The 26,025-nt window shown below is 47.0% G+C and carries 26 protein-coding genes; 13 read left to right on the top strand and 13 right to left on the bottom strand.

Annotated elements, in window-relative coordinates; genetic code table 11:
- Positions 1-72 precede the first annotated feature (72 nt).
- Positions 73-2,049, bottom strand: coding sequence for a putative porin (locus tag F1644_RS06670; RefSeq protein WP_087421145.1), 1,977 nt, complete (start codon positions 2,047-2,049; stop codon positions 73-75).
- Between the two features lie 79 nt (positions 2,050-2,128).
- Between F1644_RS06670 and F1644_RS06665 the strand changes: the two genes are divergently transcribed.
- From F1644_RS06665 to F1644_RS06605, 13 genes are all read left to right on the top strand, one after another.
- Positions 2,129-3,832 (top strand): glutamine--tRNA ligase/YqeY domain fusion protein, encoded by a 1,704-nt coding sequence (locus tag F1644_RS06665; protein WP_118304839.1) that lies wholly within the window; start codon positions 2,129-2,131, stop codon positions 3,830-3,832.
- A gap of 4 nt (positions 3,833-3,836) precedes the next feature.
- Entirely contained in the window at positions 3,837-4,733 is an 897-nt protein-coding gene (locus F1644_RS06660; protein WP_087421147.1) for a YitT family protein, read from the top strand.
- A gap of 633 nt (positions 4,734-5,366) precedes the next feature.
- Positions 5,367-6,314 (top strand): hypothetical protein, encoded by a 948-nt coding sequence (locus tag F1644_RS06655; RefSeq protein WP_028729970.1) that lies wholly within the window; start codon positions 5,367-5,369, stop codon positions 6,312-6,314.
- A gap of 79 nt (positions 6,315-6,393) precedes the next feature.
- Positions 6,394-9,396 carry an N-6 DNA methylase gene (locus F1644_RS06650; protein ID WP_028729971.1) on the top strand — a complete coding sequence of 1,001 codons (3,003 nt, stop codon included), beginning with the start codon at positions 6,394-6,396 and terminating at the stop codon, positions 9,394-9,396.
- A 308-nt stretch (positions 9,397-9,704) separates the two neighbouring features.
- The gene (locus F1644_RS06645) at positions 9,705-10,199 is read left to right on the top strand and encodes a hypothetical protein (protein ID WP_005834205.1); all 495 of its coding nucleotides are present in this window, start codon (positions 9,705-9,707) and stop codon (positions 10,197-10,199) included.
- Positions 10,200-10,210: 11 nt separating this feature from the next.
- Complete coding sequence (locus tag F1644_RS06640) at positions 10,211-10,525, top strand: hypothetical protein (protein ID WP_005834203.1); 315 nt, start codon at positions 10,211-10,213, stop codon at positions 10,523-10,525.
- Between the two features lie 28 nt (positions 10,526-10,553).
- On the top strand, positions 10,554-11,054 hold the full coding sequence (locus F1644_RS06635; protein WP_005834201.1) for a DUF4313 domain-containing protein: 501 nt from the start codon (positions 10,554-10,556) through the stop codon (positions 11,052-11,054).
- 73 nt (positions 11,055-11,127) lie between these two features.
- The gene (locus tag F1644_RS06630) at positions 11,128-11,475 is read left to right on the top strand and encodes a hypothetical protein (protein ID WP_209279531.1); all 348 of its coding nucleotides are present in this window, start codon (positions 11,128-11,130) and stop codon (positions 11,473-11,475) included.
- Positions 11,476-11,483: 8 nt separating this feature from the next.
- Positions 11,484-11,690 carry a hypothetical protein gene (locus tag F1644_RS06625; RefSeq protein ID WP_005834197.1) on the top strand — a complete coding sequence of 69 codons (207 nt, stop codon included), beginning with the start codon at positions 11,484-11,486 and terminating at the stop codon, positions 11,688-11,690.
- A gap of 25 nt (positions 11,691-11,715) precedes the next feature.
- The gene (locus tag F1644_RS06620) at positions 11,716-12,738 is read left to right on the top strand and encodes an LPD29 domain-containing protein (protein ID WP_028729973.1); all 1,023 of its coding nucleotides are present in this window, start codon (positions 11,716-11,718) and stop codon (positions 12,736-12,738) included.
- A 29-nt stretch (positions 12,739-12,767) separates the two neighbouring features.
- Entirely contained in the window at positions 12,768-12,926 is a 159-nt protein-coding gene (locus tag F1644_RS06615; RefSeq protein WP_005834194.1) for a hypothetical protein, read from the top strand.
- A 90-nt stretch (positions 12,927-13,016) separates the two neighbouring features.
- Positions 13,017-14,000, top strand: coding sequence for a hypothetical protein (locus F1644_RS06610; protein ID WP_005834192.1), 984 nt, complete (start codon positions 13,017-13,019; stop codon positions 13,998-14,000).
- A 10-nt stretch (positions 14,001-14,010) separates the two neighbouring features.
- On the top strand, positions 14,011-14,160 hold the full coding sequence (locus tag F1644_RS06605) for a hypothetical protein (protein ID WP_157395738.1): 150 nt from the start codon (positions 14,011-14,013) through the stop codon (positions 14,158-14,160).
- On the opposite strand, the gene F1644_RS06600 is transcribed toward F1644_RS06605, so the two are convergent.
- The 12 genes from F1644_RS06600 to F1644_RS06545 form a co-directional block, all read right to left on the bottom strand.
- Positions 14,149-17,250 (bottom strand): DEAD/DEAH box helicase, encoded by a 3,102-nt coding sequence (locus tag F1644_RS06600; protein WP_028729974.1) that lies wholly within the window; start codon positions 17,248-17,250, stop codon positions 14,149-14,151. The genes F1644_RS06605 and F1644_RS06600 overlap by 12 nt on opposite strands.
- A complete protein-coding gene (locus F1644_RS06595) occupies positions 17,247-18,080 on the bottom strand; it encodes a hypothetical protein (RefSeq protein WP_137569085.1) in 834 nt (277 codons plus the stop codon). Before F1644_RS06595 ends, F1644_RS06600 begins: the two co-directional genes overlap by 4 nt.
- Before the next feature lie 224 nt (positions 18,081-18,304).
- Positions 18,305-18,805, bottom strand: a complete 501-nt coding sequence (locus tag F1644_RS06590; RefSeq protein ID WP_028729976.1) for a glycoside hydrolase family protein — start codon at positions 18,803-18,805, stop codon at positions 18,305-18,307.
- The gene (locus F1644_RS06585) at positions 18,802-19,395 is read right to left on the bottom strand and encodes a DUF3872 domain-containing protein (RefSeq protein WP_028729977.1); all 594 of its coding nucleotides are present in this window, start codon (positions 19,393-19,395) and stop codon (positions 18,802-18,804) included. Before F1644_RS06585 ends, F1644_RS06590 begins: the two co-directional genes overlap by 4 nt.
- A gap of 14 nt (positions 19,396-19,409) precedes the next feature.
- Positions 19,410-19,979: a conjugal transfer protein TraO gene (locus F1644_RS06580; protein ID WP_028729978.1), complete on the bottom strand. Its 570-nt coding sequence runs from the start codon at positions 19,977-19,979 to the stop codon at positions 19,410-19,412.
- A gap of 2 nt (positions 19,980-19,981) precedes the next feature.
- Positions 19,982-20,980, bottom strand: coding sequence for a conjugative transposon protein TraN (traN, locus tag F1644_RS06575; RefSeq protein WP_028729979.1), 999 nt, complete (start codon positions 20,978-20,980; stop codon positions 19,982-19,984).
- Between the two features lie 26 nt (positions 20,981-21,006).
- Positions 21,007-22,308 (bottom strand): conjugative transposon protein TraM, encoded by a 1,302-nt coding sequence (gene traM, locus F1644_RS06570; protein ID WP_028729980.1) that lies wholly within the window; start codon positions 22,306-22,308, stop codon positions 21,007-21,009.
- A gap of 2 nt (positions 22,309-22,310) precedes the next feature.
- Positions 22,311-22,616: a TraL conjugative transposon family protein gene (locus F1644_RS06565; protein WP_005834178.1), complete on the bottom strand. Its 306-nt coding sequence runs from the start codon at positions 22,614-22,616 to the stop codon at positions 22,311-22,313.
- A gap of 13 nt (positions 22,617-22,629) precedes the next feature.
- Entirely contained in the window at positions 22,630-23,253 is a 624-nt protein-coding gene (traK, locus tag F1644_RS06560) for a conjugative transposon protein TraK (RefSeq protein ID WP_005834176.1), read from the bottom strand.
- Positions 23,254-23,271: 18 nt separating this feature from the next.
- Positions 23,272-24,279 carry a conjugative transposon protein TraJ gene (gene traJ / locus F1644_RS06555; RefSeq protein WP_028729981.1) on the bottom strand — a complete coding sequence of 336 codons (1,008 nt, stop codon included), beginning with the start codon at positions 24,277-24,279 and terminating at the stop codon, positions 23,272-23,274.
- Between the two features lie 21 nt (positions 24,280-24,300).
- Entirely contained in the window at positions 24,301-24,930 is a 630-nt protein-coding gene (locus F1644_RS06550) for a DUF4141 domain-containing protein (RefSeq protein WP_028729982.1), read from the bottom strand.
- A 74-nt stretch (positions 24,931-25,004) separates the two neighbouring features.
- Positions 25,005-26,021 carry a hypothetical protein gene (locus F1644_RS06545; RefSeq protein WP_028729983.1) on the bottom strand — a complete coding sequence of 339 codons (1,017 nt, stop codon included), beginning with the start codon at positions 26,019-26,021 and terminating at the stop codon, positions 25,005-25,007.
- Positions 26,022-26,025 lie beyond the last annotated feature (4 nt).

The raw sequence follows: 26,025 nt of genomic DNA, 5'->3' as shown, positions 1-26,025 counted from the left end.
CGGAAAATGTTGTAAACTACCAAATTAGTAAAAGTAGTTTGTGGTTTTCATCACGTTAGCGAGCTTCTTGTGTTAGTCAAAAAAGTTCCACCGGATACCGAATTTCACCTTTGCCGGGTTGATTGGATAGGTGTATGCCGAGAAATAATCCCTGCTGCCAAAGAACTCGTTAAAGTGTTCGTATTTAACAAATAAGTCGGCTCGTTTTATATTTAACGTGACGAATACATCCATTTTCGGATAGTTTCCGGTTTTCTCGATTTCCTGGTTGTAGAACTGCATGATTGCCGGGTCGTACGCATTTGCATAGAACGAGGTGTTGTAGAACAAGTCGATACCGATCTGGAAACCCAAAGCTTGTTTAAAAAAGCGGTTCTGGTAGTAATTGTGCGAGTGAAGTGCTACTTGGGGTAATGGTAGTATCTTTTCCTTGTTGGTCACTTGGTAATACACTTTCTGGTCGAAGTAGAAATGTCCCAGTCGGAATATTTGTTTTGCCCATGCCGTGAATACCATAAGGTCTCCATCATATTGACGGGGCATAGCGGTTGTGTCGAAATAAATATAGTTCTTTGTGTTGTTGAGGGCCACCCCGACTTCTGTCCGAAGGCGTTTATTCGTGTAATGCCCTCGTAAATTGTAGGCGTGTATCTTGTCAAAACTATTCTCCCATTGATTGTGGTTCCCTTGGTATTGGAGATAGTAGTGATTCGGGGTTTGCGTTTCCAGCAAGGCATGGACGGTGACGGAGGAATTTCTTCCTTTATTCAAGTACTGGATAATTTGTCCTTCTAATGAATAGTCGGCAGAATAATCTCCGGCTAGGCAGAAACTCCCCCAGATGTCGAAATTAAACATGGTGGTACTGTCCATGTTAAAGGTTCCTGCTGTCAGGTATGTCCCGGTGTATTTGCTGGTTCCCCTGTTATTAATTGTGTCCAGCGAGACCCGTTGATCGTAACTCAGGTATTTGAATTTAAGTCCGGCATACACGCCCGGTAAATATTTATATTTGGGATGTTCATTCAAAATGAATTTGGCATCGATTTCATATTTCCGGTTTTTGATCATGTCGGAATTTCCCTGTTTACTAATGTAGGTGGTATCAGAGAAAAATCCTTCTTCGACACTTTCTTCTTTGAACGAGTAACGATTATCCTCTGCTTTGAGGGCCAAGGCAAATTTCATGGGATAGGTGATCGTGGTGTCTATCGTGGCACTATCTTTTTGCGTGATGATTTCTTTGGGATTACCGATATTATATTGCGCTAGAGCCTTGAAATTGAAATTCATGAGGTTGTTCTTTGGCTCCATGGCAAGCCGTGTGCCGACAACTTTGGGATCAAGCGAGGTATCCCGAATATCGGCTAGGTTTTCGATACCACCATTCTCGGTGATGTGTGCCATATTCTGGTTTATGAACATGGATACTGCCATCCGGTCTTTTTCGTATGAACTGAAAAAAGAAAAATTGTAAGTTTTGGATTTTTGATAAGAATAGGCACCATCCGATGAAATGAGGTTATACCGGAATCCGGCATTCCAATAGGGGCGTATGTTCTGGATGTGCCACACGTCCAGCCAGTCCTCTGTTTTTCCCCGGCCCCCGCCGTTGAAATAACTTAATTGCGTGAAAGGCGTGGTAGTGTTGTAATCTAACGCGTCTTCCGGTTTAAAGAAATAATCTCTTAGCCGATCTTGCGGTAAGAAATCTTCTCCTCGGGGACGCAGGATGTAAATGTCTGATACGTAAGGTGCCGGGAAGTTTCCCAGGTATGTATTGGAAACACTGTGTTTGAATATCAAGTTCGTGTTTTGTAACCCGTCTTGGAGAGTGTCAATTTGGTAAAATTCTTTATACACACCGTCGTGTACCCATTTCCAAGTTAAACGATGATGCGGAACGTAACGTTGTTCTTTCGTGGAATCACGTTGCATTCCTTCTTCCCGGGGATCCCTTCCATCGGGGTTTTCGTAACCAAAATCACTCTGGGCTAGCGACGTGAGTGAAATCAGACAGCATACTATGGTATAAAATATATTTTTCATGGCCTGCAAATATACAGAAACTTTTAAAACTCTCATAAATTAATTACCTTCGCGTCGAATATGTTATAATAATTTTAGTATGGATAAAAATCATCTCGTGGAAGAAGAAGGTGAAGGTAAATCGTTAAACTTCATCGAACAGATTATTGAAGAGGAGTTGGCCGAGGGAAAGAACGGCGGTCGGGTACATACTCGTTTCCCGCCGGAACCGAACGGGTACTTGCATATCGGACATGCAACCTCTATATGCTTGAACTTCGGATTGGCAACCGAATACCAGGGAAAATGCAACCTCCGTTTTGATGACACAAATCCTTCAAAAGAGGATGTCGAATATATTGATTCCATACAACAAGATATTCAATGGTTAGGTTTCCAATGGGAAGGAGAACCGCATTTTGCATCTGATTATTTTCAACAGTTATATGACTGGGCTGAAAAATTGATTCTGGAGGGAAAGGCTTACGTGGACGATCAGCCGGCAGAAGTGATCAGCGCTCAACGTATGACTCCCACGGAACCCGGAGTAAATAGTCCTTACCGGGATCGGACTCCGGAAGAGAATTTGGATTTATTCCGCCGGATGAAAAACGGTGAATTCCAAGCCGGAGAGAAAGTTTTGCGAGCAAAAATAGATATGGCATCTTCTAATATGTTGATGCGTGACCCGATCATGTACCGTATCATGCACGTGGCTCATCACAGAACCGGGGATAAATGGTGTATTTACCCGATGTATGATTTCACGCATGGTCAGAGCGATTATCTGGAAGGTATTACACATTCGATATGTACATTGGAATTCGAGGTTCACCGTCCTTTGTATAACTGGTTTCTGGATCAGTTGATTGACACGGAGTATCGTCCCCGGCAGATTGAGTTTGCCCGTCGTAACTTGAGTTACACGGTGATGAGTAAACGTCGTTTGCTGGAACTCGTTCAGAAGGGAATTGTGGCTGGTTGGGATGATCCCCGTATGCCGACGATTACCGGGTTGAGACGTGCCGGATATACCCCTGAATCTATCCGTAATTTTGCGGAAAAGGTGGGTGTTGCCCGTCGGGAGATCGTGGTGGATATGGCTTTATTGGAGTTCTGTGTCCGGGAGCATTTGAACAAGATCGCTCCCCGCGTGATGGCCGTGTTGAATCCGGTTCGGGTGGTGATTGACAATTACCCGGAAGGACAGACGGAGACCGTGGAGATCGAGAATAATCCGGAGGACGAAACAGCCGGAACGAGAATGGTTCCTTTCTCTCGTGAACTATATATCGAACGGGATGATTTCATGGAGGATGCTCCGAAGAAATTTTTCCGGATGACTTTGGGTAACGAGGTTCGCTTGAAAGGGGCTTATATCGTGAAGTGTGAGAGCGTGGAGAAGGATGCGGAGGGAAATATCACGACAATTCATTGTACGTATGATGCGGATACCCGTAGCGGTACCGGATCGGCAAGTAACCGGAAGGTGAAAGGTACTTTGCATTGGGTGTCAGCCCCGGATGCTATCGAGGCGGAAGTACGTTTGTACGATCGATTGTTTAAAGATCCGGACCCTGCCGGGCATAAAGATGTTGATTTCAAGGAATTCTTGAATGAAAACTCATTGAAAGTTTTGACGGGCTGTAAGTTGGAGCCGAGTTTGAAGGAGGCGAAAGAAGGTGACCGTTTCCAATTCCAACGTCTGGGATATTTCTGCGTGGATAAAGATTCCAAGCCGGGAGCGCTGGTGTTTAACCGGACTGTTGGTTTGAAGGATACGTGGGCAAAACAAAATAATTAATGTGATGAAAGTTACAAAGGAGAAGTTGATGAGTGAAATCCGGGCGTATCTGTTGATCACGTTCGGTTTGTTGATATACACGTTTGCCGTGACGGCATTTTTGGCTCCGCATCGTATGGTCGGTGGTGGAGTGACCGGTATTTCAACAATTATTTATTTCCTTTCCGGAGAGGTGATTCCGATCGGGTATAGCTATTTCGTGATCAACTTTTTGTTGGTGGCGATTGCTATCAAGATTCTGGGACCTCGTTTCGGTTTTAAGACCATTTACGCTATTTTCATGAGTTCTTTCCTGTTGAGTTTGTTTCAGAACCTGATACACGAACCTCTGCTGGAAGATAAATTCATGTGTGCTGTGATTTCCGGTATCATGTGTGGTGCGGGTATCGGTATTTCTCTGGTGAACGGGGGAAGTACTGCCGGTACGGATATTGTCGCCATGATTATCAACAAGTACCGGAATATCAGTCCGGGTAAAATTATCATGTACATCGATGTGTTTATCATCGGATGTAGTTACTTTATCGGGGAGGATACTGCGATAGATCCCACGGCAAAAATAGCCACTATTATCTATGGTTACGTGGTGATGGGGGTCAACTCCTACACGATTGATTTGGTATTTACGGGACAGATGCAATCGGTACAATTCCTTATATTTTCTCAAAAATACGAGGATGTGGCGAATTCCATTACCCGTGATTTGCGACGCGGCGTTACCGTGGTGGATTGTCAGGGATGGTACACCGGGGAGGCGCGTAAGATGTTGATCGTGGTTGCCCGTAAGAGCGAGATGCAAAATATTATGCGTGTAACGAAGATGGCAGATCCGGATGCGTTCTTGACGATGAACACCGTTATGGGGGTTTATGGTCGGGGATTCGATACGTTGAAAATCTGACGATTCAAATTATAAGAGAGTTAAAGGTTCATAAAGTTTATAAAGTTCATAAGGTGACGGGAGCTTTTCGGACTTTATGAACTTTCGGAACCGAAGGTTCGACTTTATAAACCTTATGAACAAGAAGTGGATCAAAAGCCTTTTTGATCCACTTCTTTTTTTCGTATATTTGATACAGTCTGACGCTATTTATTTGACTGTAAATAGATTAACAAGAATTCGCGTGAGGTGTGGGCAACGGATAAGAAATTAGTAAGCCTCTGTGGAACACCATGTTTCTCACGCTTTCAAATAACTCTCTTACTGGGTACAAAGGTAACATTTATTCCGGAAAAAACAGTCTGTTTCAGTCGGAAATCCATCTAAAATCTTATCATTTCATGTTCTGTGGAGTAGAATGCAGCTACTCGTCATAGAGAGACCGTAGTTTCCATAGCCACAGGCAAAGGTAGCCCGTGTTCTTGTCGGACATTGCAAGGTCAAGCCCTTCGGGTTTCGGGGAAAATCATCCTCGCCCGGAGGGCTTGCGGTATTTTCCCTCGAAAACCTTGCATGTCCTGAACACGACCTTTTAAGCCTGCGACTATGGGAACTCCGGCCCCATAAGCCGGACTAACTAAAAAAAATAAGATTATGCAGACCGACAACATTGCAAAAAGAGGAAACACTCCCGACCTGCTTTCCGGCATCTTAAGTGTACAAGTAAGAAACGAGGACAAGATTACGGAACATGACCGTATCTATTGTCAGAGCCAGCAGGATTTGCTCTACGAGACGCTCGACCAGATCGACCGATGGTATGCCCTCTTCAAAGAGGACGCGGAACAGTACAAAGAAAAATTCAAGTTCAAATACGAGGAGAACGGCAAAACCACGTACAAAAACTATCATGCGTATAATCACTACGATGACGAAAGCTATTCCCACAACGAGTTCAAACCGTTCGACATCATCAACGATCTGGTGGATAAGAACTGCAATGCAAATGCAAATTTCGCCAACCGTATCATTTCCTATTTTAACAAGACCTATAACGTGTCCGTACCTGTTCCGAAGATTGACGAGAAGACACTGCACATGGGATTCCGTCCCGTCTATGAAACCTATGTGGATATGGTCATAGAACATCTTGGCGGCAAAAGTTTCCGTGAAACTGCGGAAGAGGAACTGCTCAAACGTTTTTTGCAAACGGTCACGCCTTCCTGTTGGAGCAAGGTCAAGCCCGAACTGAAGAAAGACAAAATCATATTCCCTGACATCGTTCGCTGGGATAATATTCATCTTGAATATCACCAAGAGTACGAGTTTGAATATGGTACAAAACAAAAGGTGGATACCTTCTGCGAGGGCATTGCTTTCGGTACGGATGACGTCTTATGTGGAGGTATCGGAATGATTGTCGGCTTATGTGACAGAAATGTCGATATAACTGGATGGTACGACCTCACGACCACCAATGCCGAGCAGATTAAGTTCTACAAGAACGGTCGTATAGACGTCAAATTCAAGGACAGCATAGCTGCCCGTAACTGTTTCGACCGTCTTCGATTGGGCGAAATCAAACTGAGAAACGAGAACTGACCATGAGAGACCAGCCACAGCCACCCCGTAAGGAAGTCCTTGCGGGGTGTTTTTCGTCTTACCAACAATCATCAAAGATATGTATGCAATCATTCCCCAACAGATACCGCAAGACAAGCGGGCTGAAGTCAACGAGAAGATCCTGTTTGCCATAAACTCCGGCAAGGACCTGATTCCCGCGGAGAGCATCTACAACTGCTATACCGGCGTCGGCGGGCTGCATAACCTCAGGCAATCAGACTTTGCCAGCTATCACGAGTATGCCCGGGCCAAGAAAGAGTTCGAGCTGGGACAGTTCTTCACCCCTCACGAGATATGCCGGGAGATGGTCGATGTATTGTCGCCAACTTCCTCGGAAATGGTTCTTGATATGTGCTGCGGCATGGGCAACTTCTTCAACCACCTGCCCAACCGGCACAACACCTACGGTTTCGATATCGATGGCAAGGCTGTCGCCGTTGCACGGTATCTCTATCCGGACGCACATATCGAGAAGTGCGACATACAGCAATACCGTCCGGAGCAACGTTTCGACATCATCATCGGCAACCCGCCGTTCAACCTGAAGTTCGACTTCCGGCTGTCACAGGAGTATTACATGGATAAGGCCTATGACCTGCTCAATCCGGCGGGCATCCTGATGATTGTCGTCCCGTCTTCGTTCATGCAGAGCGAGTTCTGGGAGAAACGCAGGATAACGGGCATCAACGATAAGTTTTCCTTTGTCGGGCAATGCGGGCTCGCACCCCATGCTTTCACATCGGTCGGCGTGGATAACTTCAACACGAAGGTCATGGTATTCCTGCGGCATTCCCGGCATATAGGGATGCAGCCCTACAATGCCGACGAGTTTGTCACGATGGAGGAACTGAAAGAGCGCGTCATGCAAGCCCGTGATATGAAGCATCGTTTGCGTTTTGACCTGATGCGTGAAACCAACCGGATAGACAAGGAAGAGCTGGAGCAGTTCGAGTACAAGCTCTCCAAGTATATGTACGAGTTGAAAGCCCACGCAAGTCTGAACAGGCATATCGACAAGGCGACGGCTCTTGTCACGAAATTCCGTAACCAGAAGCCACCCGAAAATGCCACCAACGAGCAGGTCAAGGAGTGGGAACGCAAGAAGCTGACGACTGCCAAAGTGCTTGCCGTCATCCGCAAGTACATCACAACACAGAATGTCGTGCCCCGGAAGGAAATCGCGCTGGTCAAGACCTCCTACGGTTTCAAACTGAAAGCCTATGCGCCACGTCTGCTGGATAAGGTGGAACACAAGGCGGCCGGCATCAACAGCCTGATACTGGAGCGGACAGCATTGCCGGAACCGGAATTTCTTACCGAAGCCAATATCAGACAACTGCAAGCCGCCCGCAAATTCATCGCACGTAAACAGCGGCAGTATGACATACAGAACCGGGAATTTCCCGATATGCAGCCCGACCACAAACTGGCGGAGTATCTGGACAACGCGACATTCGTCAATAAGGACTACGAAACCTGCCAATTCACCCACCTGCAAAAACATGACCTCAATCTTGTCCTGCAAAAGAGGTACGCCCTTCTTAACTGGCAACAAGGTTCCGGCAAGACCGCCGCCGCGTACCACCGGGCCAAATACCTGCTTAAATTCCGCAAAGTGCGCAATGTAGTCATACTGGCTCCTGCCATCGCCATCAACATGACCTGGGACGCTTTCCTGAAAACCAATAAGGAACGATACCGTGTGATCCGTACCTCCAAAGACCTCGAAGATGTGCCGGAGGGCATCTTCCTGATTGTTTCCACCTCCATGCTCGGCAAACTGAAACGGAGTCTTGCCCGGTTCATAAAGCTCCGCAGCCGTAAGCTGTGCCTTATATTCGACGAGTCGGACGAAATCACCAACCCCAACTCACAACGGACGAAATATGTCCTCTGCCTCTTCCGCAGGCTGAAATACAAGCTGCTCGACACGGGAACCACTACACGCAACAACATATCGGAACTGTACAGCCAATTCGAGTTGCTGTATAACAACTCCGTGAACATGATATGCCGGTGTGACCGCATCTACCGCGAGAACAAGGAGCGTGAAATAGAATCGGAAAGCAATCCTTATTATGGAGAACCATTTCCTGCCTTTCGGGGACATGTGCTGTTCAAGGCCTGCCACTGCCCCGGCAAGGCGTCCGTGTTCGGTATCGAGAAGCAGAACCAGGATGTGTATAACAAGGACGAATTGTTCTCGCTTATTGCCAGGACAATCATCACGCGCAAGTTCAAGGACTTCGCCGGCGAGAAATACAAGGTCAGGATGCACACCGTTACCCCGTCGGACGGCGAACACGAGGTGTACCGTGTCATCATCGAGGAGTTCTGCCGTATCTGCGAACTTTATTATAACAGCACCGGCGACACCCGCAAGGAAGCCGGTCTGCGGCTGATGCGCCAAATCAAGCTGCTGATAAAAGCCTGCTCGGTCCCGCATCTGATAGAGGGTTATTCGGGAGACCCCTATCCGGGCAAGACGAGATACATACATAAACTGGTCAGGAAAATTCCGGGCAAGGTAGCCATCGGCTGCACCTCCATCGCCGCTTTCGACCTCTACCGCCGATACTTTGAGGAACATTTCCCCGAACGGCCGCTATTCATTGTCCGGGGGGACATATCGTTCAGAAAACGGCAGGAAATCGTGAGCCGTTTCGATGCCACGATAAACGGCGTGCTGATATGCACCCAGCAGAGCCTGAGCAGTTCCGTAAACATCCCTTCCTGCAACGATGTCATTCTCGAATCGCTCCAATGGAACATACCGCGTATGGAGCAATACTACTTCCGTTTCATACGGCTGGATTCCCGTGACACGAAGAACGTGCATTTCATCACTTACGAGGATTCCGTGGAACAGAACCTCATGGCACTGGTGCTGACCAAGGAGCGGCTGAACGAGTTCATCAAGAGCGGCGAGGTCAAGGAACAGTCCGAAATATTCGACGAGTTCGACATTACGATGTCCGTTATAGACAGCCTGCTCATACGCACGCAGGACAGCGAGGGCAAGATACATATCAGCTGGGGCAGTCAACGCATAGCAAACTGACCATGAAAACGAATCCGCACATATATCCGGCATCCGTCCTCCCCGAAGGCAATGCCGGATTTTTCGTACCTGACAGCAGGAAGGAAATAACCATGTCAAATCCGCAGAGCCCACTCCCACAGGCAAAGGTAACTCCGTGTTCTTGTCGGCTGTGCAAGGTCGGGCCGCAAGCGGTTTTGCGGAAAATCATCCTCGCTGCGCTCCGGTATTTTCCGCAAAAACCCTGCACCGCCGGAACACGGACCTTTTGAAGCCTGTGGAAGTGAACCCTGCGGATTCATCATCCATAATCATAAAAAATAAGAACCATGAATCTGAATGAAGCAGAAATAGCAGTAACGACAAAACGGCTGGTAACGGTCAATCCGAAGAAAAGCTACCGGATGGAATTGGCCGACTATTGCGACATTGACGAGTTCCACCATGCCTGTGCCACCCGTTTCCCGGAAGAAGCCGAGCCCGAATACCGTTACACGGACTGGGAGAACATTCCGGAATACATGGTCAGCAGCGAATGGCTGTGCCCGAACTTTTTCGAGGTACGTGACGCAATGGAACGGCTGGACGAGTTTCAGCAGGACTGTTTCGAGCAGTGGTGCGGACATTACGGCTACAACCTGGCGACGGAAGATCCGCACCTGCTCGTATCCTACTTTCAGGACAGCCCCCATGCACGGATGGTTGTGCGGGAGGAGGAAGAACCCGATGTGGAGGAGGACAACCTGGTCTATCAGGGTATCTCTTCCTACTATTCATTCGTGACGAGTTACCCGTATGAGGTATTTGATGACAATTACGACTAACACATACAATTATGAATATGAATTTCATAGGACCGATATTCCCGATAGACCCTTGCGCGCCGAGGGCGTTTATCGAAATCATGAACATCATCCTGATGTCGGCCAACATCATGGAGGTAAACAGGCGACTAATAGAGAGAAACGTCCACCCGCATTACAGATCGCTTTCCGGTTATTTCCGGTGGTCGTTCCGCAATGACCGTTTCACGCTGTGGCAGAGGGCGGAGTACAACTCGGATGTCTGTTTCGGACACAAGATAATGGAAATACACTTCGTGGCTCTCGTGTGCGAAGACCGCGTAAAGGCAAATACCATAAGCAATTAACCAGTAATAACTCAAAAACAACCGAATCATGAACACTTCATTTGAAATCATCCGTTCGGCAGGAACGGACCACCTGTGCTACCGGGTGAAGAACGATACATTCGTGGCAGTCCATAACCAGATGCTTTCTTTCACGGAAATGGAAGACGAATTTGAAATCGTTCCGACTGACAAATCCTATCGGGATAAGCTCTACATCTATCAGGGGCAGGCTGTACGGCTGGTTCCGCAAATCTATCGCAACGGCTGGCTCGCCCTCTGTCTGGAACTGGCCGATACGGAAGAGCCTTACACAATTCTGACGGTCAATCTGGAAGAGACGGATGCCATCGGACTGCCCGACAAGGCTTTCATCGACATCAACAACAATCCCGACGCGATGGAGTTTCTGGTTTTGAATAACCTCGCTACCGATACCGGCTACCGGAGAGGCAGCGGCTGGGTGGAGTACCCGATGGTACACGTCAATCTGCCGCTTGTCTTCCAGCATTGTCCGGAATCGTTCAATCGCATCAATATCTACGCGTAATGTTTCCGATAAATAAACCGAATGTCTAATCGTGGGAGTCCGCTGGCGGCTCCCGCATTCATTTTTATGCCTTATGAAAACAGATTTCAGCGAACAAGTAGACAAACTCCGCAAGGAGATTACAGCCGCCATAAAAGCGGTATTGGAGGAATATGGGAAAACGGAAATGGAGTTTCCCGATACGGTGGACGCTGTGTACGTGATATGGTTCGACCATGACGGCGATCCCTATGAGTGCCTGGTGCGCAGGATACAATTCTTCGGGGAGGAACTTCATCTCGTTGTGGAAGACAAACATACCCATGAGTTGTACGAAATTGACGGTCCTTTTGAACTCGGGGCACGTTGTATCAACTGGCTGGACGAGATACTCCGGACAACCGTGCAGCTTTTATCCGATTCCAATACAAAAACTAAATAAAAATAATGATGGAAACAATAATCATTGACAGGATATGCACTTCTTGCGGGTGTGACAAAGAGACGGCTCGGGAATACCTTGATGCCGAAGTAAGAAACCTGCGTGAATTACGCGACGCGAACGATTTGCGGGAAGGTGATTTGGAATCGGCATGCGATAACCTCGGCATCGAACAGGACTTCCTGCCTTTTTTCTGCGAATCACTCATTTTTTAATGGTCATCAATTAAAAATCAACATTATGGGATACTTTCAGAATATAAACAGCCTTGCGGAACTGAAGAAGAGTTACCGCGTACTGGCATTGCAGAACCATCCCGACAAGGGTGGCAGTACGGAAACCATGCAGCAGATCAATCTCGAATTTGAAAGATTGTACGCCAAATGGAAGGATGACACGACCGTATCGGCCGCTGCATCCGGTTATGAAAACGACTATGCCGGCGCATCAGCCAACGAGTACACGGAATACGTCTATAACGAATACCGTTGGAAAGGCAGGAACTACAACGGACAGATGCGCGGGGAAATCGTGGAGATTATCCGCAAATGGCTCAAGGAGACCTATCCGCGGTATAAATTCTCCGTCACACAGAACGGTTACCGTTCCATCAACATCTATCTGGTCAAAGCGGATTTCGAGGCCTTCACGAAAGAGTCCGGTCTTATCTATAAAGATATCAACCATTATCACATTGGAACAGACCGGACCATTACGGAACGGGCACGCGAGGTCATGCTCAACGTCTGTGATTTTACCATGTCGTACAACTACGACAACAGCGACATCATGACCGACTACTTCGATACAAATTTCTATCTGACACTGGGCATCGGACGGTATGACAAGCCCTATCAGACGGAACTGCCGAAGCTGCAAACCAAAGATAAACTGCCTGAGGTTTTCAAGCATCCCGAAGGAGCCGCCCACAAGGCCATACGTCAGGCACTCGGCAAAGCCCGCTTCGACTTTATCCAAAGCCGGGCAAATGCCGGGAAACTGATTCTCGGTGAAGACACCTACGGGTCGAAAGGCGAGCATTACTTCTGGCCCAAGCAGTATTCCAGTGCCAAGACCGCACAAAAGCGGATTGACAAACTCACCGAAGCGGGTATGCGATGCCGGATGACCGGTTATAACGGAGGATGTATCGAATTTCTCGGTTATACCCCCGAAACGGAAGCAAGGCTGGAACAGGAACGTCAGGAATATATTGTAGCACATCGGCAATGGAAGGCAAAACAACAGCCTTTGGCAGTATAACCAATATAAACCGTAAAAAAATAAAGATTATGAAAGTCGGAGATTTGGCAACATTGATACGCCCATACAGGGGCTATCGTAACATCGAACTGGTAGAACGCCTGCAATACACCTGGCTTGTACGCATTTGTGAAAGCGGTCTGGAGATAGAAGTTTATGAAGATGAATTTACTATTGACGAACCATGAACCGAGGCGAACGAACTGAACAATGAGGCTCTGTCGAAAACCGGCAGGGCTTCATTGCTTTTATCAAACATATTAAAACGAATGAAAGCTATGACAACAACAGCCATACAACCTTGGGAGTGCCACGTGCCCAAATCGGTAAGCCTTTATTTCGTGGATTATAATGAGTCACTTGACGAACACGAGGATTTGCAGGAAAAGTGCATCCGGCAGAACAGTATGCTTCCGTTGGATGAAGAATCTTCCGAGTGGTACTCGGAGCAATTCTCGGAAAATCTTCGTACCGAGATGCGTGACATTAAAGAGTCTATGGAGAAAGCCGGACTTGGCACCGATTATGTCGAAAATGAAGATAACATCTGTGACATGCTCTATGAGCGGAATGACACCTATCCGACTGAAGGCCTGATAAAAAACACTTCCACGACCACCATGTTTTATTCGTTAGGATTGGAGATCGAAGGATACCAGTACGGCAAGTGCCATCGCAGTAAATCGGAAGCATACTGGTGCAACAGGATAAGACGGATTATCAGGTTGCGAAAGGGGCCGTATGACGACAGGATTCTTGAAATGCTGATGGCAGCCGCATACGGTGGAGAGCTGAGAATTTATTTCAATGCCATGTTCAACGATCTTGTTTCCAAAGATTCCGGACAGGACTTCAAGACCATCCGTTTTTATGGCAATGTCGTGGTTGCGATAGCGGACAGCCGTATCGGTTCGGGGGATCATACCATGTTACCTATTGACATCACACTCCCGTTCAACAGGGATAATCTCTTTGTGGATTCGCAGGTGCATTATTCCTATGCAGACGAAATCTGCGGTATGGTGCATGACTGGTGTGACTCCACCAAATGGGAAACCGGAATGAAGTCTGTTAAAAAGAAACTTTCCAAAAGCCACATGACGGAACACCAGCGGCAAGAGGCCGAATATGTCAAAACATTCAGGAAAGGAGGTTGTACAGCCGGGGATATAAATATTAGCAGACATAGGGATGTGTATTATATAAACGACTACCCGTGCGGGCACAAATGTCCGCATTGCGGGACATTCTGGGTTGATTAAATTATCTGTTATGGTACAAGAACGAATTGACGACTGGTGGGAATATGCCAAGGACCTGGCAAGAGCCGAGAGGGAATTACAGATTGAACGCTGGGTGTATATCTCCATCGAGTATAAGGATGAAGCCGGCACTTCTGTCCAGCTTCATTTATTTCATTAGAATACTTACAATATGCTTCCATTCTTCTCCAGACAATTTTGAACGTGTTGGTTTTAAGGAATCCCAATCATTTAATGATAGCGAATTAATTATATTACGCAATTTTGTAAATGAGTAATCTGAGATAGAACCTGTAATTATTTGCGATAAAGATAATGATAAAGAACGTGGTATACCCAACATTCTCATAGCTAAAGCTGGATTATTATCTACACCATAATAAACATAAGATGGGATGTATGAATCTTTCATTTCATCCTCATTTCCTTTTACTATACCTTCAAGTGCGCTTAATCCCCACGATGCTTTAAATCGTAGCTGATTCATATATGAAACAAATTGAGTTAAGCGTTTATCCGCATCATTGTCTGTAAAATGGGGATGGATTGAGGATATGGCATTTATTTTATCCCCTTTAACCCAACGTATTATCATTTTTGCAACCAATTCTGGATTAAATGGGGCTGTCGTATCATCAGTTCCCAGTCCCGTTTCTCTTAATTCTGAAATAGCTTTGATCTTCTCTGTTAAGTTTTCAGCATTTCTTCGATTAAACATTACATTCACATTCCATGTGTCTAAGTCTGCAATAGCCGGATTTGTTGCTTTTTGAAGCATAATCTTTAAAACAGATGGAACGGAAAAACCTGTCTTATCTGCATATTTCAAAACCCCAATATTATCTGCATATCGTGCTTGGATTGTTAAATATATCTGCTTACATAAATCTATGAATTTATTCCTTTGCTGTTCATTATCCAGCATAAAATACACCAATGAATCCTTAAAAAGCTCATCAATATCTACAGCAAGCTCGTTGTTGGAAACATTTAAAAGATGTACGAAGTATTGAAATATAGGGCTGAATGCATCGGTATATTCAGCCATTAATATTTCTATTCCCCTTTTTTTTATCAATGTCTCAAGTATATATTCTCTATCAAGAAATAGTTTCGCTAAAACACTTGTTAATTCTTCTGCACCTTTGCTAAGAATAGCTTTGCCTGTTTCTGCATTCGTATGAGTGTTAAATGGTAAGATAATCTTTCCAAAATCATCTACCATAGTCCGTCCAGATCTACCTGCTATATTCCAAAAGTCATTAGCTGATAATAAATTATCTCGACCACGTTGATATGTATCAAAATAAACAGAAGATACGGGAAAATTAACACCTTCAGCAATGGTTGTAGTTGCACATACGTAGTTAATTAATCCTTGACGAATAAGATGTTCTGTTAGTAATTTAGTTTCATCTGATAAGCCTGCATGATGAACAGCAACCCCCTTTCCTAAAAACTTAGAAAAGGATGTTGAGCATCCCAATTCTTCATCAATATATTTTTGGACTAAATGAATTTCATCACTATTAATATTATCGTCAATCCAACTATAGATTTTTTCTGCTACATTGTTAGCCGAACCTTTACCTTTGCAAAGTATAAGTTCCGTTTTTCCTTTCGAGGAAAAATGACGACATGAAAATTCCAATATCCTATCTTTAGGAGTTGTTGATACAAGTTGATATGGATTTTTTATTACTTGCTCATTCTCCTGATATAGATTGAAACTATAAGCAGATGGTAGTAAATTGAATGTAGCTTTGGCTTTAGTTACTTTCAATCCAATAACTATTTTTTCAGAAGGCCTCCAATCTACATTAATAATGTTACCTCCTCCAAGCCAGTCTTTTAATGCCTCTGTATTGCCAGGTAGGAACGGCGATAAAAGCATATATTTTGCATTGGGTCTCTCTCGACGTAACATAGCAATAAGTAATTCCAGTCGTGCACCTCGTTCTCCGTTTTCAATAGTATGAGCCTCATCAATGATAAATAACGAAACGTCTTCAACGGAAGGATGAGAACGGCGAATTAATAAATCTAATTTTTCTGGCGTTGAAACTATAACATCAACATCGTCTGCAATCAAGAAATCGGCCTCAGTCGGGTCTATTTCACTTGCAGAAGATGTGCGTTCAACATTGAAGCCTATCGCGGATAAGTCTTTACGTAGATCAAAATATACCTGATTAACTAATGCTCTGGATGGCACGACGTATACAACCTTAGCGTCTTTTCGTAAAGATTTTGTCAAAACAATATTGAATTCTGCCAACATAGTCTTACCGGCACTTGTTGGCATCTGCACTATTGAAGCATTTGCATAGACATCAAATAAATTTTGCTGCATAGCCTGTCTTTGCGATGGTAAAAGCTCCAATATATTATGAGAACTTTTGAACTCACAAAGTTTTTTAATTTGATCTTGAAAGGCTGTCCCATTCCAAATGGAATTCCGTATTAAAGATTGCAAGTCTTTGTTAATTATAGAGATAAAGTCTCTTAACCGGATGTCCGAAGGTATTAAGTCTAATGCAATGTCAATATGTTGTCTTACAACATTATCAATACGTTTTTTATAATTATATCCGTTAATTAGATATTCAGCTGTTTCTGTTAAAGCTTTTGAGGTATGATATAATCCAACCAATATAAGAGCCTCTTCTTTTTGTGCTTGAACATCGAATTGGTTCAAATATTGATCCTCGAATTTTACTTGTTCCTTTTGTAGATTAGAGATTTCGGATATGGCTCTACGAATATCTTCAAACCCATCACTTTTACGAATTAAGAAAAAAAGTGCTTTAAAAATACCAGCCAAAACACGTTGACTCCAAGACGACTCAACATCTTTGAAATCAACAAATTGTTTTAAATCAAGACGGGCGGAAATAGTTTTATCTAAAATAAGGGCAAGACTTGACAAATAAAAATAATATATTAACGAAACATTGTCTAATTCATAGCCCATTATTTTGTCAAAAATTTCCCTATCTTCCTTTTCCTCTATGTGTACATTTTTTAATAGCTTATAAGCATGTTCTGCCCACTTTAGGTTAGTGTTCTCATGAAATGAAAGACCTATAAGTAAAAATGCAAGGCGACAAGATAATTCAATATCAGACGAAGTAAAATTCGAATTGTTTATACATATTGATTGAAGATGATATGTTTGATTACTCTTTTGTAAGAGCATATTGATATCATCATCATTTAGAATCTGCTGTATGTAGTCCATGCCATTCATTGTACCATTTCTTTGACTTTTTGATAAAACAAATCGACTGTTTCATCAATAGTTTTTTCAGTAAATGAAAAAATGGCAAAATCAACCAAACCAGGCTCAAATTCGTGCGCTAAAGATTGCATCTTTCCAAAATCTTTTGCTTCATTCACGCAACTGGAATCTCGAACAAGACCGCAACCATAGGTAATGTCATATTTATCGACATTACCAGCTTTCATATTGATTACAACGCCTGCAATAACATAAAAATGTTTTGTTGAAGATAATCTACGCAAGTAATCCGTCAAACGTTGTAAAACTATACCTATATCGTCATGATGGTTCTTTTGAGACTTATAAATCGAGTCCTCGTGAACATCTACTACATGTGGAGGATTTTCTTTCTGTGAGGATACTTTAGCCTCTCCAATCAGAATATTAACTTTATCTCCTTCAGTCCTATATCCTATAGCATCAAAACCTCGACCCGGCAAATCCAACCTTTCTCGATATGATATATTTTTTATTGGAATTAAAAATCTCCTATTTTCTTCTATTTTCTCTTCAAAATAATAGGTCGTTAATAATTCTCCCAGATCACTTCTATATATATCTTTAAAAGCTAATGGTCTTTTACCTTCTTCTCGGGCAAAATCTGTTGCGATAGAATTCTGTTTGATTATTTTAAATAGAGCCTCTAAGTTGAAATCGCATCCGATTGATTCTGCTTGTTGTAACAATTCAGCATTAATGCCACTAAAAACCTCTGACCGTTGTTTAATATAACGGTCTGCAAATTTGTCTATGAATCTATCAAAGACTCGTATGTCAATTTTATCAAAGTGGTTCATTTGAGGCATCTATTTAATATGCAAAGATATGAATTTATTTTGTGATGCCCCAATTTCCGAGAAGGTAATCTCTTTTAAATACCAAATTCTTTATTATTAATAGGGAGGCTAAAAAGTCAGAATGACTTTCTGAGAATTGAATATTTGGAAACCAGGTCGAGATTGACCTTACCGAAAATAAGAAAAAGGGGCTTTACTAACACTTTAGTCAGCCCCTTAATAATTTAATGTATATACAACAATTCAAACTCTTTCTTCCGTCGTCGCTCGATGCTCGGCACCACCTTTCCCTTATAGCATCGGAACGAGATATACTCCTCGTAAATATCCCTGTTGCCGGATTCCAACTTTTGGATCAACCTGCTTTTCGGTATCTTCCCGTACCCGACCAACCGGTAATATCCGACATTATAGGCCAGCGTTGCGACCAGGAGGGCATCTTTTCCGAAGCGGCTGCACATCTTATGCAATTTCCTCAAATCGGCTCTCAACAGTGAATCCGCCTGCGCTTCCGTCATATCGGTCGTCAGTTTCTCGTGGGGAAGAATTTTGTGGCCGTACCCTACATAAGGCAGATGGTTTCCGTGCCAGCCTTCCGCTTCCTTGATACAGGCCACCGCCTTGTTGAACAGCCCGGCATCCGGTGGGGAAATCCCAGTCTGGGCAAACAGCCCGGGAACAAAGGAAAAGGCCAAAAGCCAAAGGGCAAACAGTTTGCTTCTCATAAGGCGGTTTTGTTGTAAAGACCGGTTTCCATTGTCAGCGGAGTGAAAAAGGGTTCATCCGGCGAATCGGGCGGGAAGCGAACAGGTGTCGTATCGATCTGCATGGTCGGCAGGTCTTTACTCTTTTCCGTTACTTCGGTCATCTCTTCCTCTTCATTTTCATTGTTGAAGGAGAAAGAGAGCAATACCACCTGCCCTGCATTGTCCTCGAAATAGATGTCGATGGTCTGCCGGTCCGTACATCCGGAGGTGTAATAGAGGCGGAACACCTCACGGTCCAACGGGTAACGGTCATTGGGTAGCAGTTTCATGCCGTTATCCAGAAGCAGCGAGCCTTTTCCGTTCGGCTGGAAATAGCGTATGGTGTAGCGTGCATCCTCGAAACGCCCGGCACGCTTCAACTCGCACCTGATTTCCGCCGTCTCGCCCAACACAAGACGAGTGGGCACAGGCATGGTTTCCACGGTGAAAGGGAACGCCTGCTGCACGTCAATTTTATCGTTGCAGGCTGTGAACAGACAAGCCAACAGGCTTACGAACAGGACGGACACCAGTCCGCTCCATACTCTTTTTTGATTCAATGTATTCATATTCATTCTTGTTTTTAATTGATGATAAATTTGACGCCCAGGCCGAACTGCGTACTGAACAGTCTCACCTTGCTGCCCCAGAGACAGCGCTCTCTAATGGAGGCGAGTAGCACGATACGGTCGGTAATGTAACTCTCCAATTCCAGCGTGACCGCCCCTCCATAGATGAAGGCGTCCTTTGTCGTGAGCAGCGAGCCGTCGGGTAACTGTTTGTCGCCCCAGTTCACCGTTTCATAACCGGCAAGGGCGGAGCCGCCGATGGAAAGGAAGAAGGTCTTGGACGGATCGGAGAGGAATTTCAGGAAATAGCCGCCCTCCAGCGTGAACTGGGCACGGGGAATCTGCATATTTCGGTATCCGTAGCTCTTCTGAAGATATTCCGCACCGACCACCCAACGGTTCGCGTGCTTGGTATAGGTCGACATCGCGATACCCGTGTAGAAATCCACCGGCTTGCCGAAACCGTCCGTGAAACCTCCCCTCAGTTCTATCCCCCGCATACCGGGCAGACAGCGTTGGGCGTTTGCCTGTCCCCCGAAGAGGACAAGCATTGCCGCAACTACGATAAACATGTACTTTTTCATGGTCATTTCACTTTAAGTTCGTTGATGACCTTTGCCCGGACGATATCCTCGTTCTCCACCGTGAACGACTGGTGGCGTCCGCCGTTTTTCTCATGCAGTTCCACAACCAGCATCTTGTCATCGGGAATCGTGAACTTGTCCAGCGTGAAAACGGTACGTTCGTCCTTCTTTCCGGCCACCACGGTGGCATAGTTGTATGCCCTGAGCGGGAAGATGACCTGCTCCTGGATAGCCGTGCGCTTCATGACCTTCTTGTCGACAATCTTGAACGTGATAAAATCGACATCGAAAGGCACGTGTGAGGTGTTGCAGAGCTGCGTGTGGAAATAGAGCAGCCCGTTGTGGGTGTACAGTCCGCGGAGCAGGTACTGGATGCCGAAAGACTTGCTGCCGATATGCTTGATGTTGCGCTTGTTGTCCTTATGAATGGCCTCCATAATCAGACGCACCAGTTTCGGCGACTCGCTGCCCAAATCCTGCAAATAGATGTCAAGGGCATTGTTCGGACGGTTTACCGTGCTTCCGTCATGGATAAAGTCTTTCATCTCAACGCTCAGAAGCAGCGGTTCTTCCGCGTATTTCACGTTGAAGGTGTAGAAACTCCCGCTTTCGGTAATGACCGAGAAATTGGTTTCCTCCCTGAAATTCCTGACTGTGGCCTTGACACGGATAACATTCTCCGCCCCGTCCGCCTTTCCGGCAATCAGGTGCGGGGAACCGAGGTCCACATAGCGCACCGCCGACGGGAAGATAATGTGTGTGGTCTTGTCATAAGTCACTTCCAGACCATACGGCGGAATCAGTCTGTCAAACGTCAGTTTGCGTGTCAGACCGTGGTACAAGTCCCCCTCTGTCTCCATCCGGGGATAGGCCTCCTTAGTCAATTTCACGGAATTGCCGGTTTGGCACTCCGTTTTCCCGTTCACTTTGTCCGTTTCCTGTGCGAAAGCACTCATCGTCATGCCCAGTACAAGGGCAAACATTACAATTACTTTGTTCATACGCTTAAAAATTAAATGGTGAATAATCAGTTGTTTTTCTTTTGGCTCAACATCAGAGTATAGCCTGATTTGAGATGTACCTTTTCCTCCCGCAGTTTTTTGGAGACATATTGCGACACCCCTTGAATCGCCCCCTTGCCGAGTTCCGATAACAGTTGGTCCCCCGCGGACTGGTTGGTGATGGAGATGCTCGTACCGAGGTTCTGTCCCAGATTGGCGGCCACCTCTTTCGCCGCGCTGACCTCCGCGGAATTAGGGATGTAGATGCCTTCCTGCCCATCGGAGTCATAGACCGTCAGTTCGACCGGGATAATCAATCCGCCGTATTCCAGCGAGACGATGCCGATACCGAGCCTGTCACCCTGGATACGCCCCGTACCAGTTACGAGGGTGTTGCGGGGCAGCAGGGTGTTTCCCGCACGCATCGGTTCCAGCAGGCGGAGCCGCACACTCTGACCGTTGAGTACGGTCTGGTCGCCATGCACGCAGATACGGATGGTGTTCTTCTCCGCAGTACCCCCGTTTCCTACCGGAGTGGCGAAACCCCGGTTGCGGGATTCCGATAGTCCGGCGAGAATCCGCTCGTCGCTCATGGGTTGCGAGAGGGAGGAAACGACCGGAACGGACACCTGTCCGATAGGTACGATGTCGGCCTTGCCGTCGGCTTTTCCCGGAGCTTTATCCGATGTTTCCCGGGCAGCACTGTTTTCCCCTGAGGTGTATTGGGCGGCGAGCTGGTAGGATTTCTCCAACAGGGCAACCTGCTCCTCGTAGGATGGCTGGATACTATGCTGCTGCACCATCGAATTGCGTAATTCCTCGACTTCCTTGCGCAAGGCCTCCTTTTCCGGGTCTTCTTTCGGCTCCTCGTAGAAATTGCCCAGAGTCCGGTTGATGTCCCGGTAAGCTGAGGTCGAAGATTGAAAAGAGCCGCTGCCACGGTAGACCGTTCTGCCTGAAGACGCTGTTTCCGCTTTCGTCCCGCCTGCATCAAGAGAGAGAATTTCATCCTGCCCGGACAGCCGTACCGTGCTGTCCGGTTTTTCCGTACCGAAAGATAGTTCTTCGAGTGTGCGCATCTTCTCCTCCTGCTTGCGCCGCATCATATCCTGCTCGTAGGCCGTCTTCTTGTCCCCGACAATCCCGGCATTGCGGGGATCGGGCAGTTCGGTGTTGAACCCGACCGATTGCTCCTGCTCCTTCCTCCCTTTTTCGGAGGGCGCGAAAATCAGCCATAGGGAACCTACGAATACGGCGAACATCAGCGCGAAGACCAGGTACTTCTTCAAGTCCTGCTTCCGTTTGAGTTTATTTGCTTCCTGTGTCATCGCTAATCGAAATTAAATTGGTTAAAGAACTCTTCCATTTCCCGCTGTGTCCGCCGGGAGAGCGTGTCCGTACCGTGAGGCACGATGTCCGGCACACTGAGCGGTGTAATCTCAATCACCTTTTCCCGCCTTGCGTCTTCCCGGCCGATGTTATAGACCGCCCGGAAGAGCATATAGAAATTGACTCCGGCGAACACCACGACCATCCCGACGATGGCAGCCACCCGTTTTCCGGGTGTCAGACGGCCGCACATCCCGCGCAGTCCGTCATCCAGATAATCTCTGGCCTTGATAAATAATTTTCTCATGTTGTATTGAATTTTATCTGTCCGTCACACGCAGGTCCCGGTTTTCGATGACCTGAAAGGCTTCGAGGATGAAACCGTGCGGATTGTTGTCGCTCCGGTTTGAATTGAGCAGGCGGCCTTTTGTCACAAGGCTGCGTTCCGTAATGCTTTTCTCGCGGATAATCAGCTGCCGTGCGTATGTCATGACCTCATAGGGGTACACGTTGAAGTTGCACGCCATGCTGTCAATCTCCACACGCTGGTTGATACCGGCTGAAATGATACGGTTGTAGTATCCCTGCTCCGCCAAATCCCGGTAACGGGTATAGGCGGAACGGTCGGCCAGGAACAACGCCCGCCGTATGTTCTCCTCAATGGCACTCTTGTCCGGCGACAACGAGAAGAAAAGCTCATGGAAACGCCGGGTATGCTCCCGTGCCTCCACCGGCCTGTTCTGCGACAAATCCTGGGAGAGAGCCAGCATCAGCGATTTACCCTGGTCGAGTACATAAATCTTTTCGCGCTGCAACTCCGCAAAGCCGTATGCCTTCCACACGGAATAGCACATGACGGCGCAGCACATGCAGACGAACACGATTCCGAACAGGCGTATTTGCCTGAAGCTGCTCTCGATGTTGTTTAATGATTTGAACTCCATAATGAAAATTTTGATAGGTTATCTTTTAATCAGCCTACCACCGATGTTGCCGATGACCGCACCAGCCGTTCCTGCCGCCACGGAGCCGGTACGTGCCGCTGCTTGGCTGACATTCCTGCCGTAGTTTCCTGCGCCTCCTCCGGCCTGCACGATCCAGTTCGCAACGGTGGGTATCGTGAAATACCCGATGATGCCGATGATTAGAAATGTGATATACACCGCATTGGAGCCGTCCGGAATGAACGTGGGGTCGGACAATTGTTCGATGTCCTGCCGGAGCATCAGCACCTGTATACGTGCCAGCACACTGCTGAAAAGGTCGCTGACCGGAAGCCACAGGTAGATGCTGATATAGCGGACGAACCACTGGGTGAGCGAGGCATGGAAGCCGTCCCAGACGGAAATGGCGAAGGAGATAGGTCCCAGTATCGAGAGGACGATCAGGAAGAACGTGCGGATGGTGTCTATCACGAGGGCCGCCGCCTGGAACATCAGCTCCAGCAACTCCCGGAAAAACGCCTGCACCGACCTTTTCATGTTATACATCGCCCGGTCTATATACATGCCGCACACTTCGATGGCGTCCAGCACGCCGAGTTCCTCCAGCCGTTTGTCGAACTCCTCCTTGTCCACCAGATAGGCCATCTCGGGATTGCGCTTCATCGCCTCGTATTCGAGCCGGTCCTTCTGCTCACGGTACTCGTTCATGTCGAATGTCTGGGTTTGCAGGATGTTGTTCGTCCCCTTGACCACAGGCGACAGCACGTTGTTGATGGTGCCCAGCACGACACTGGGAAAAAACATGATGCAGAACCCCAGCACGAACGGCCGGAGCAAGGGATACACGTCGACGGGTTCAGCCCTCGAAAGGGACTGCCATACCCGGTACGCGACATAAAACAGCGCACCCAGCCCGGCGATGCCTTTCGCCACTCCCGTCATCTGGGAGCAGAGCGGCATCATATCCTGATACAGATTCCGCAGAATCTGGTGCAGGTTCTCAAAATCTATTGCCAATAACATCATAACTCTTATGATTTTGAATGGTTACCAATAGCGTTCTGCCGGACTGCCGTACAGGGCAAGGATACGGTCCTGGTCGCTCTTCTTTTTCGCACGCAGGTAGGATACGCCGATATTCTTGTTCGTGTAATACTGCACAAGTCCCCGGTAGCTGTAAACCCGGTTGTAGCAGAGGTCGATGACCTCCATGCGCTCCTTGTCACTCATGGACAGGCCGTTTTCGTTGACGATGGTCCTCAGGTCGTTCAGGACATTGGCGGACTCTTCCAGCAGAATCGTATAGCCCGCCGCTATCGCACTGAGCTCCTCCGCGCTGAAATAGGGATCGGAGAGCATACGCTCGAAATTGGTCACGTAGATATCCGTGATGTCCCCGACCATCAGGATGGTCTGCTGTACTTTCCGGGCATCCTTGACCAGATTCTTCACTTTCTTCAGACCGTCATAGAACTCTTTTCCCTGCTGGTAAATCTTGACGGTTTCCTGAAAATTCTTCACCATGTTCGTGGCCGTCGTGGAGGTCTGCACGATGTTTTTGGTGGCGTTGATGATGCCCTGGGCAAGGTTCGTGGGGTCGGTGACGACCCACTGTGCCCGGGAGGTATGCGTGATGAACAAAGCACCCACGCACAACATAAAAATCTTTAATCTCATACTGTTGAATTTTTAATGATTGATACTCTTTGTCTGCCGGTTCAAAAAGCGGGTTTCATCCCGCCTGACGATTGCTATTTCGGTGGCAGCCGGGGCAGATGCGGGGCATGTTTCCGGTCCACTTCCCATGCCTCGGTCTGTCTTTTCTTGGCGGAGAACAAGTTGTCCGCGTAAGGACTCCGGCCGCATAGCCGGACAATCCTGTCGTCCAGCGACCGATAGGCTTCCTCTATCTGCTTTTCCAGCTCCGGCACAGGGCTGTCCGCACGGATGCCGTGTTTTTCCAGGAAGCCGCCGTAACAGTCCTCAATCCGGCGCGGGTCCCATACAAGTCCGGCAAGTCTACTCAGTTCATCGTCCAACTCTTTGAGGTACTCATCCGGCACACGCGCTCCTTCGATGCTGTCCAGAGCCTTTTCAGACTTGCGTTCAAGGGTGGTTTCCATCTTTCCGATGGCTTCCATCAATTTCTTTTCCCGGTCTTTATCTCCCGTTTCAATCGCTTTCAGACACTCCTCGTTCAGTTTGGAGTACCTGTTGAAATCCTCCGCGAGTCCGTACCGATACATGACATAATCCGACGGGAAAGTCCGGACAAGAATGAACTGACAGAGTTGCCAGTCTGCCTTTCCCTCGTACCGCCGGTCGAGAATCCGGCGGGCGGCATCCACCTCTTCCGGTTCCGGACGGGGTATGCCGCATCCCGGATGACGTTCCACATAGGCATCGAGCATAAAGACGTGCATGGCAAGCATACCGTGTATGCCGTCGGCTTCCTCAACCGGAAGCGAGGCAAGAGTGCCTTGCTGCTGCACGAACCAAGTGGATTTCAGGCTTTCCATCGCAGCCAGGATATCCTTGTCTGCCGCATCTTCCGGAGTAAGTATGAAATTCTTCCTCGCTATCCCCATTGCTATTTCTTCGGGGATATCGTAAGACCCGGCATAGGTATCCAGCAGGCCCTTCAGTCCTTTTATGTCCCTGTTTTCCAGCATTTCCATTGTATCTTTCCGAATGGCTTTCAACTGCTCGTAACCGATTCCGTTACGTGCCCGCCATTGCCATTCATGCGCCCAGTCCCTTAATCCCATATCC

The sequence above is a fragment of the Butyricimonas paravirosa genome (assembly GCF_032878955.1).
GTDB lineage: Bacteria > Bacteroidota > Bacteroidia > Bacteroidales > Marinifilaceae > Butyricimonas > Butyricimonas paravirosa.
Note: the sequence above shows the minus strand (reverse complement) of the source record. Positions and strands in the feature narration are given on the sequence as shown.

Bases quoted from the DNA above. Each gene is read 5' to 3' on its own strand.
- F1644_RS06670 (WP_087421145.1), bottom strand. From the start codon at position 2,049: ATGAAAAATATATTTTATACCATAGTATGCTGTCTGATTTCACTCACG.
- F1644_RS06615 (WP_005834194.1), top strand. From the start codon at position 12,768: ATGAAAGTCGGAGATTTGGCAACATTGATACGCCCATACAGGGGCTAT.
- F1644_RS06660 (WP_087421147.1), top strand. From the start codon at position 3,837: ATGAAAGTTACAAAGGAGAAGTTGATGAGTGAAATCCGGGCGTATCTG.
- F1644_RS06640 (WP_005834203.1), top strand. From the start codon at position 10,211: ATGAATATGAATTTCATAGGACCGATATTCCCGATAGACCCTTGCGCG.
- F1644_RS06585 (WP_028729977.1), bottom strand. From the start codon at position 19,395: ATGAATACATTGAATCAAAAAAGAGTATGGAGCGGACTGGTGTCCGTC.
- traK (WP_005834176.1), bottom strand. From the start codon at position 23,253: ATGGAGTTCAAATCATTAAACAACATCGAGAGCAGCTTCAGGCAAATA.
- traN (WP_028729979.1), bottom strand. From the start codon at position 20,980: ATGAACAAAGTAATTGTAATGTTTGCCCTTGTACTGGGCATGACGATG.
- F1644_RS06590 (WP_028729976.1), bottom strand. From the start codon at position 18,805: ATGAGAAGCAAACTGTTTGCCCTTTGGCTTTTGGCCTTTTCCTTTGTT.
- F1644_RS06630 (WP_209279531.1), top strand. From the start codon at position 11,128: ATGAAAACAGATTTCAGCGAACAAGTAGACAAACTCCGCAAGGAGATT.
- F1644_RS06610 (WP_005834192.1), top strand. From the start codon at position 13,017: ATGACAACAACAGCCATACAACCTTGGGAGTGCCACGTGCCCAAATCG.
- F1644_RS06655 (WP_028729970.1), top strand. From the start codon at position 5,367: ATGCAGACCGACAACATTGCAAAAAGAGGAAACACTCCCGACCTGCTT.
- F1644_RS06595 (WP_137569085.1), bottom strand. From the start codon at position 18,080: ATGAACCACTTTGATAAAATTGACATACGAGTCTTTGATAGATTCATA.
- F1644_RS06635 (WP_005834201.1), top strand. From the start codon at position 10,554: ATGAACACTTCATTTGAAATCATCCGTTCGGCAGGAACGGACCACCTG.
- F1644_RS06665 (WP_118304839.1), top strand. From the start codon at position 2,129: ATGGATAAAAATCATCTCGTGGAAGAAGAAGGTGAAGGTAAATCGTTA.
- traM (WP_028729980.1), bottom strand. From the start codon at position 22,308: ATGACACAGGAAGCAAATAAACTCAAACGGAAGCAGGACTTGAAGAAG.
- F1644_RS06645 (WP_005834205.1), top strand. From the start codon at position 9,705: ATGAATCTGAATGAAGCAGAAATAGCAGTAACGACAAAACGGCTGGTA.
- F1644_RS06605 (WP_157395738.1), top strand. From the start codon at position 14,011: ATGGTACAAGAACGAATTGACGACTGGTGGGAATATGCCAAGGACCTG.
- F1644_RS06565 (WP_005834178.1), bottom strand. From the start codon at position 22,616: ATGAGAAAATTATTTATCAAGGCCAGAGATTATCTGGATGACGGACTG.
- F1644_RS06545 (WP_028729983.1), bottom strand. From the start codon at position 26,021: ATGGGATTAAGGGACTGGGCGCATGAATGGCAATGGCGGGCACGTAAC.
- F1644_RS06550 (WP_028729982.1), bottom strand. From the start codon at position 24,930: ATGAGATTAAAGATTTTTATGTTGTGCGTGGGTGCTTTGTTCATCACG.
- F1644_RS06650 (WP_028729971.1), top strand. From the start codon at position 6,394: ATGTATGCAATCATTCCCCAACAGATACCGCAAGACAAGCGGGCTGAA.
- F1644_RS06620 (WP_028729973.1), top strand. From the start codon at position 11,716: ATGGGATACTTTCAGAATATAAACAGCCTTGCGGAACTGAAGAAGAGT.
- F1644_RS06600 (WP_028729974.1), bottom strand. From the start codon at position 17,250: ATGAATGGCATGGACTACATACAGCAGATTCTAAATGATGATGATATC.
- F1644_RS06625 (WP_005834197.1), top strand. From the start codon at position 11,484: ATGGAAACAATAATCATTGACAGGATATGCACTTCTTGCGGGTGTGAC.
- traJ (WP_028729981.1), bottom strand. From the start codon at position 24,279: ATGATGTTATTGGCAATAGATTTTGAGAACCTGCACCAGATTCTGCGG.
- F1644_RS06580 (WP_028729978.1), bottom strand. From the start codon at position 19,979: ATGAAAAAGTACATGTTTATCGTAGTTGCGGCAATGCTTGTCCTCTTC.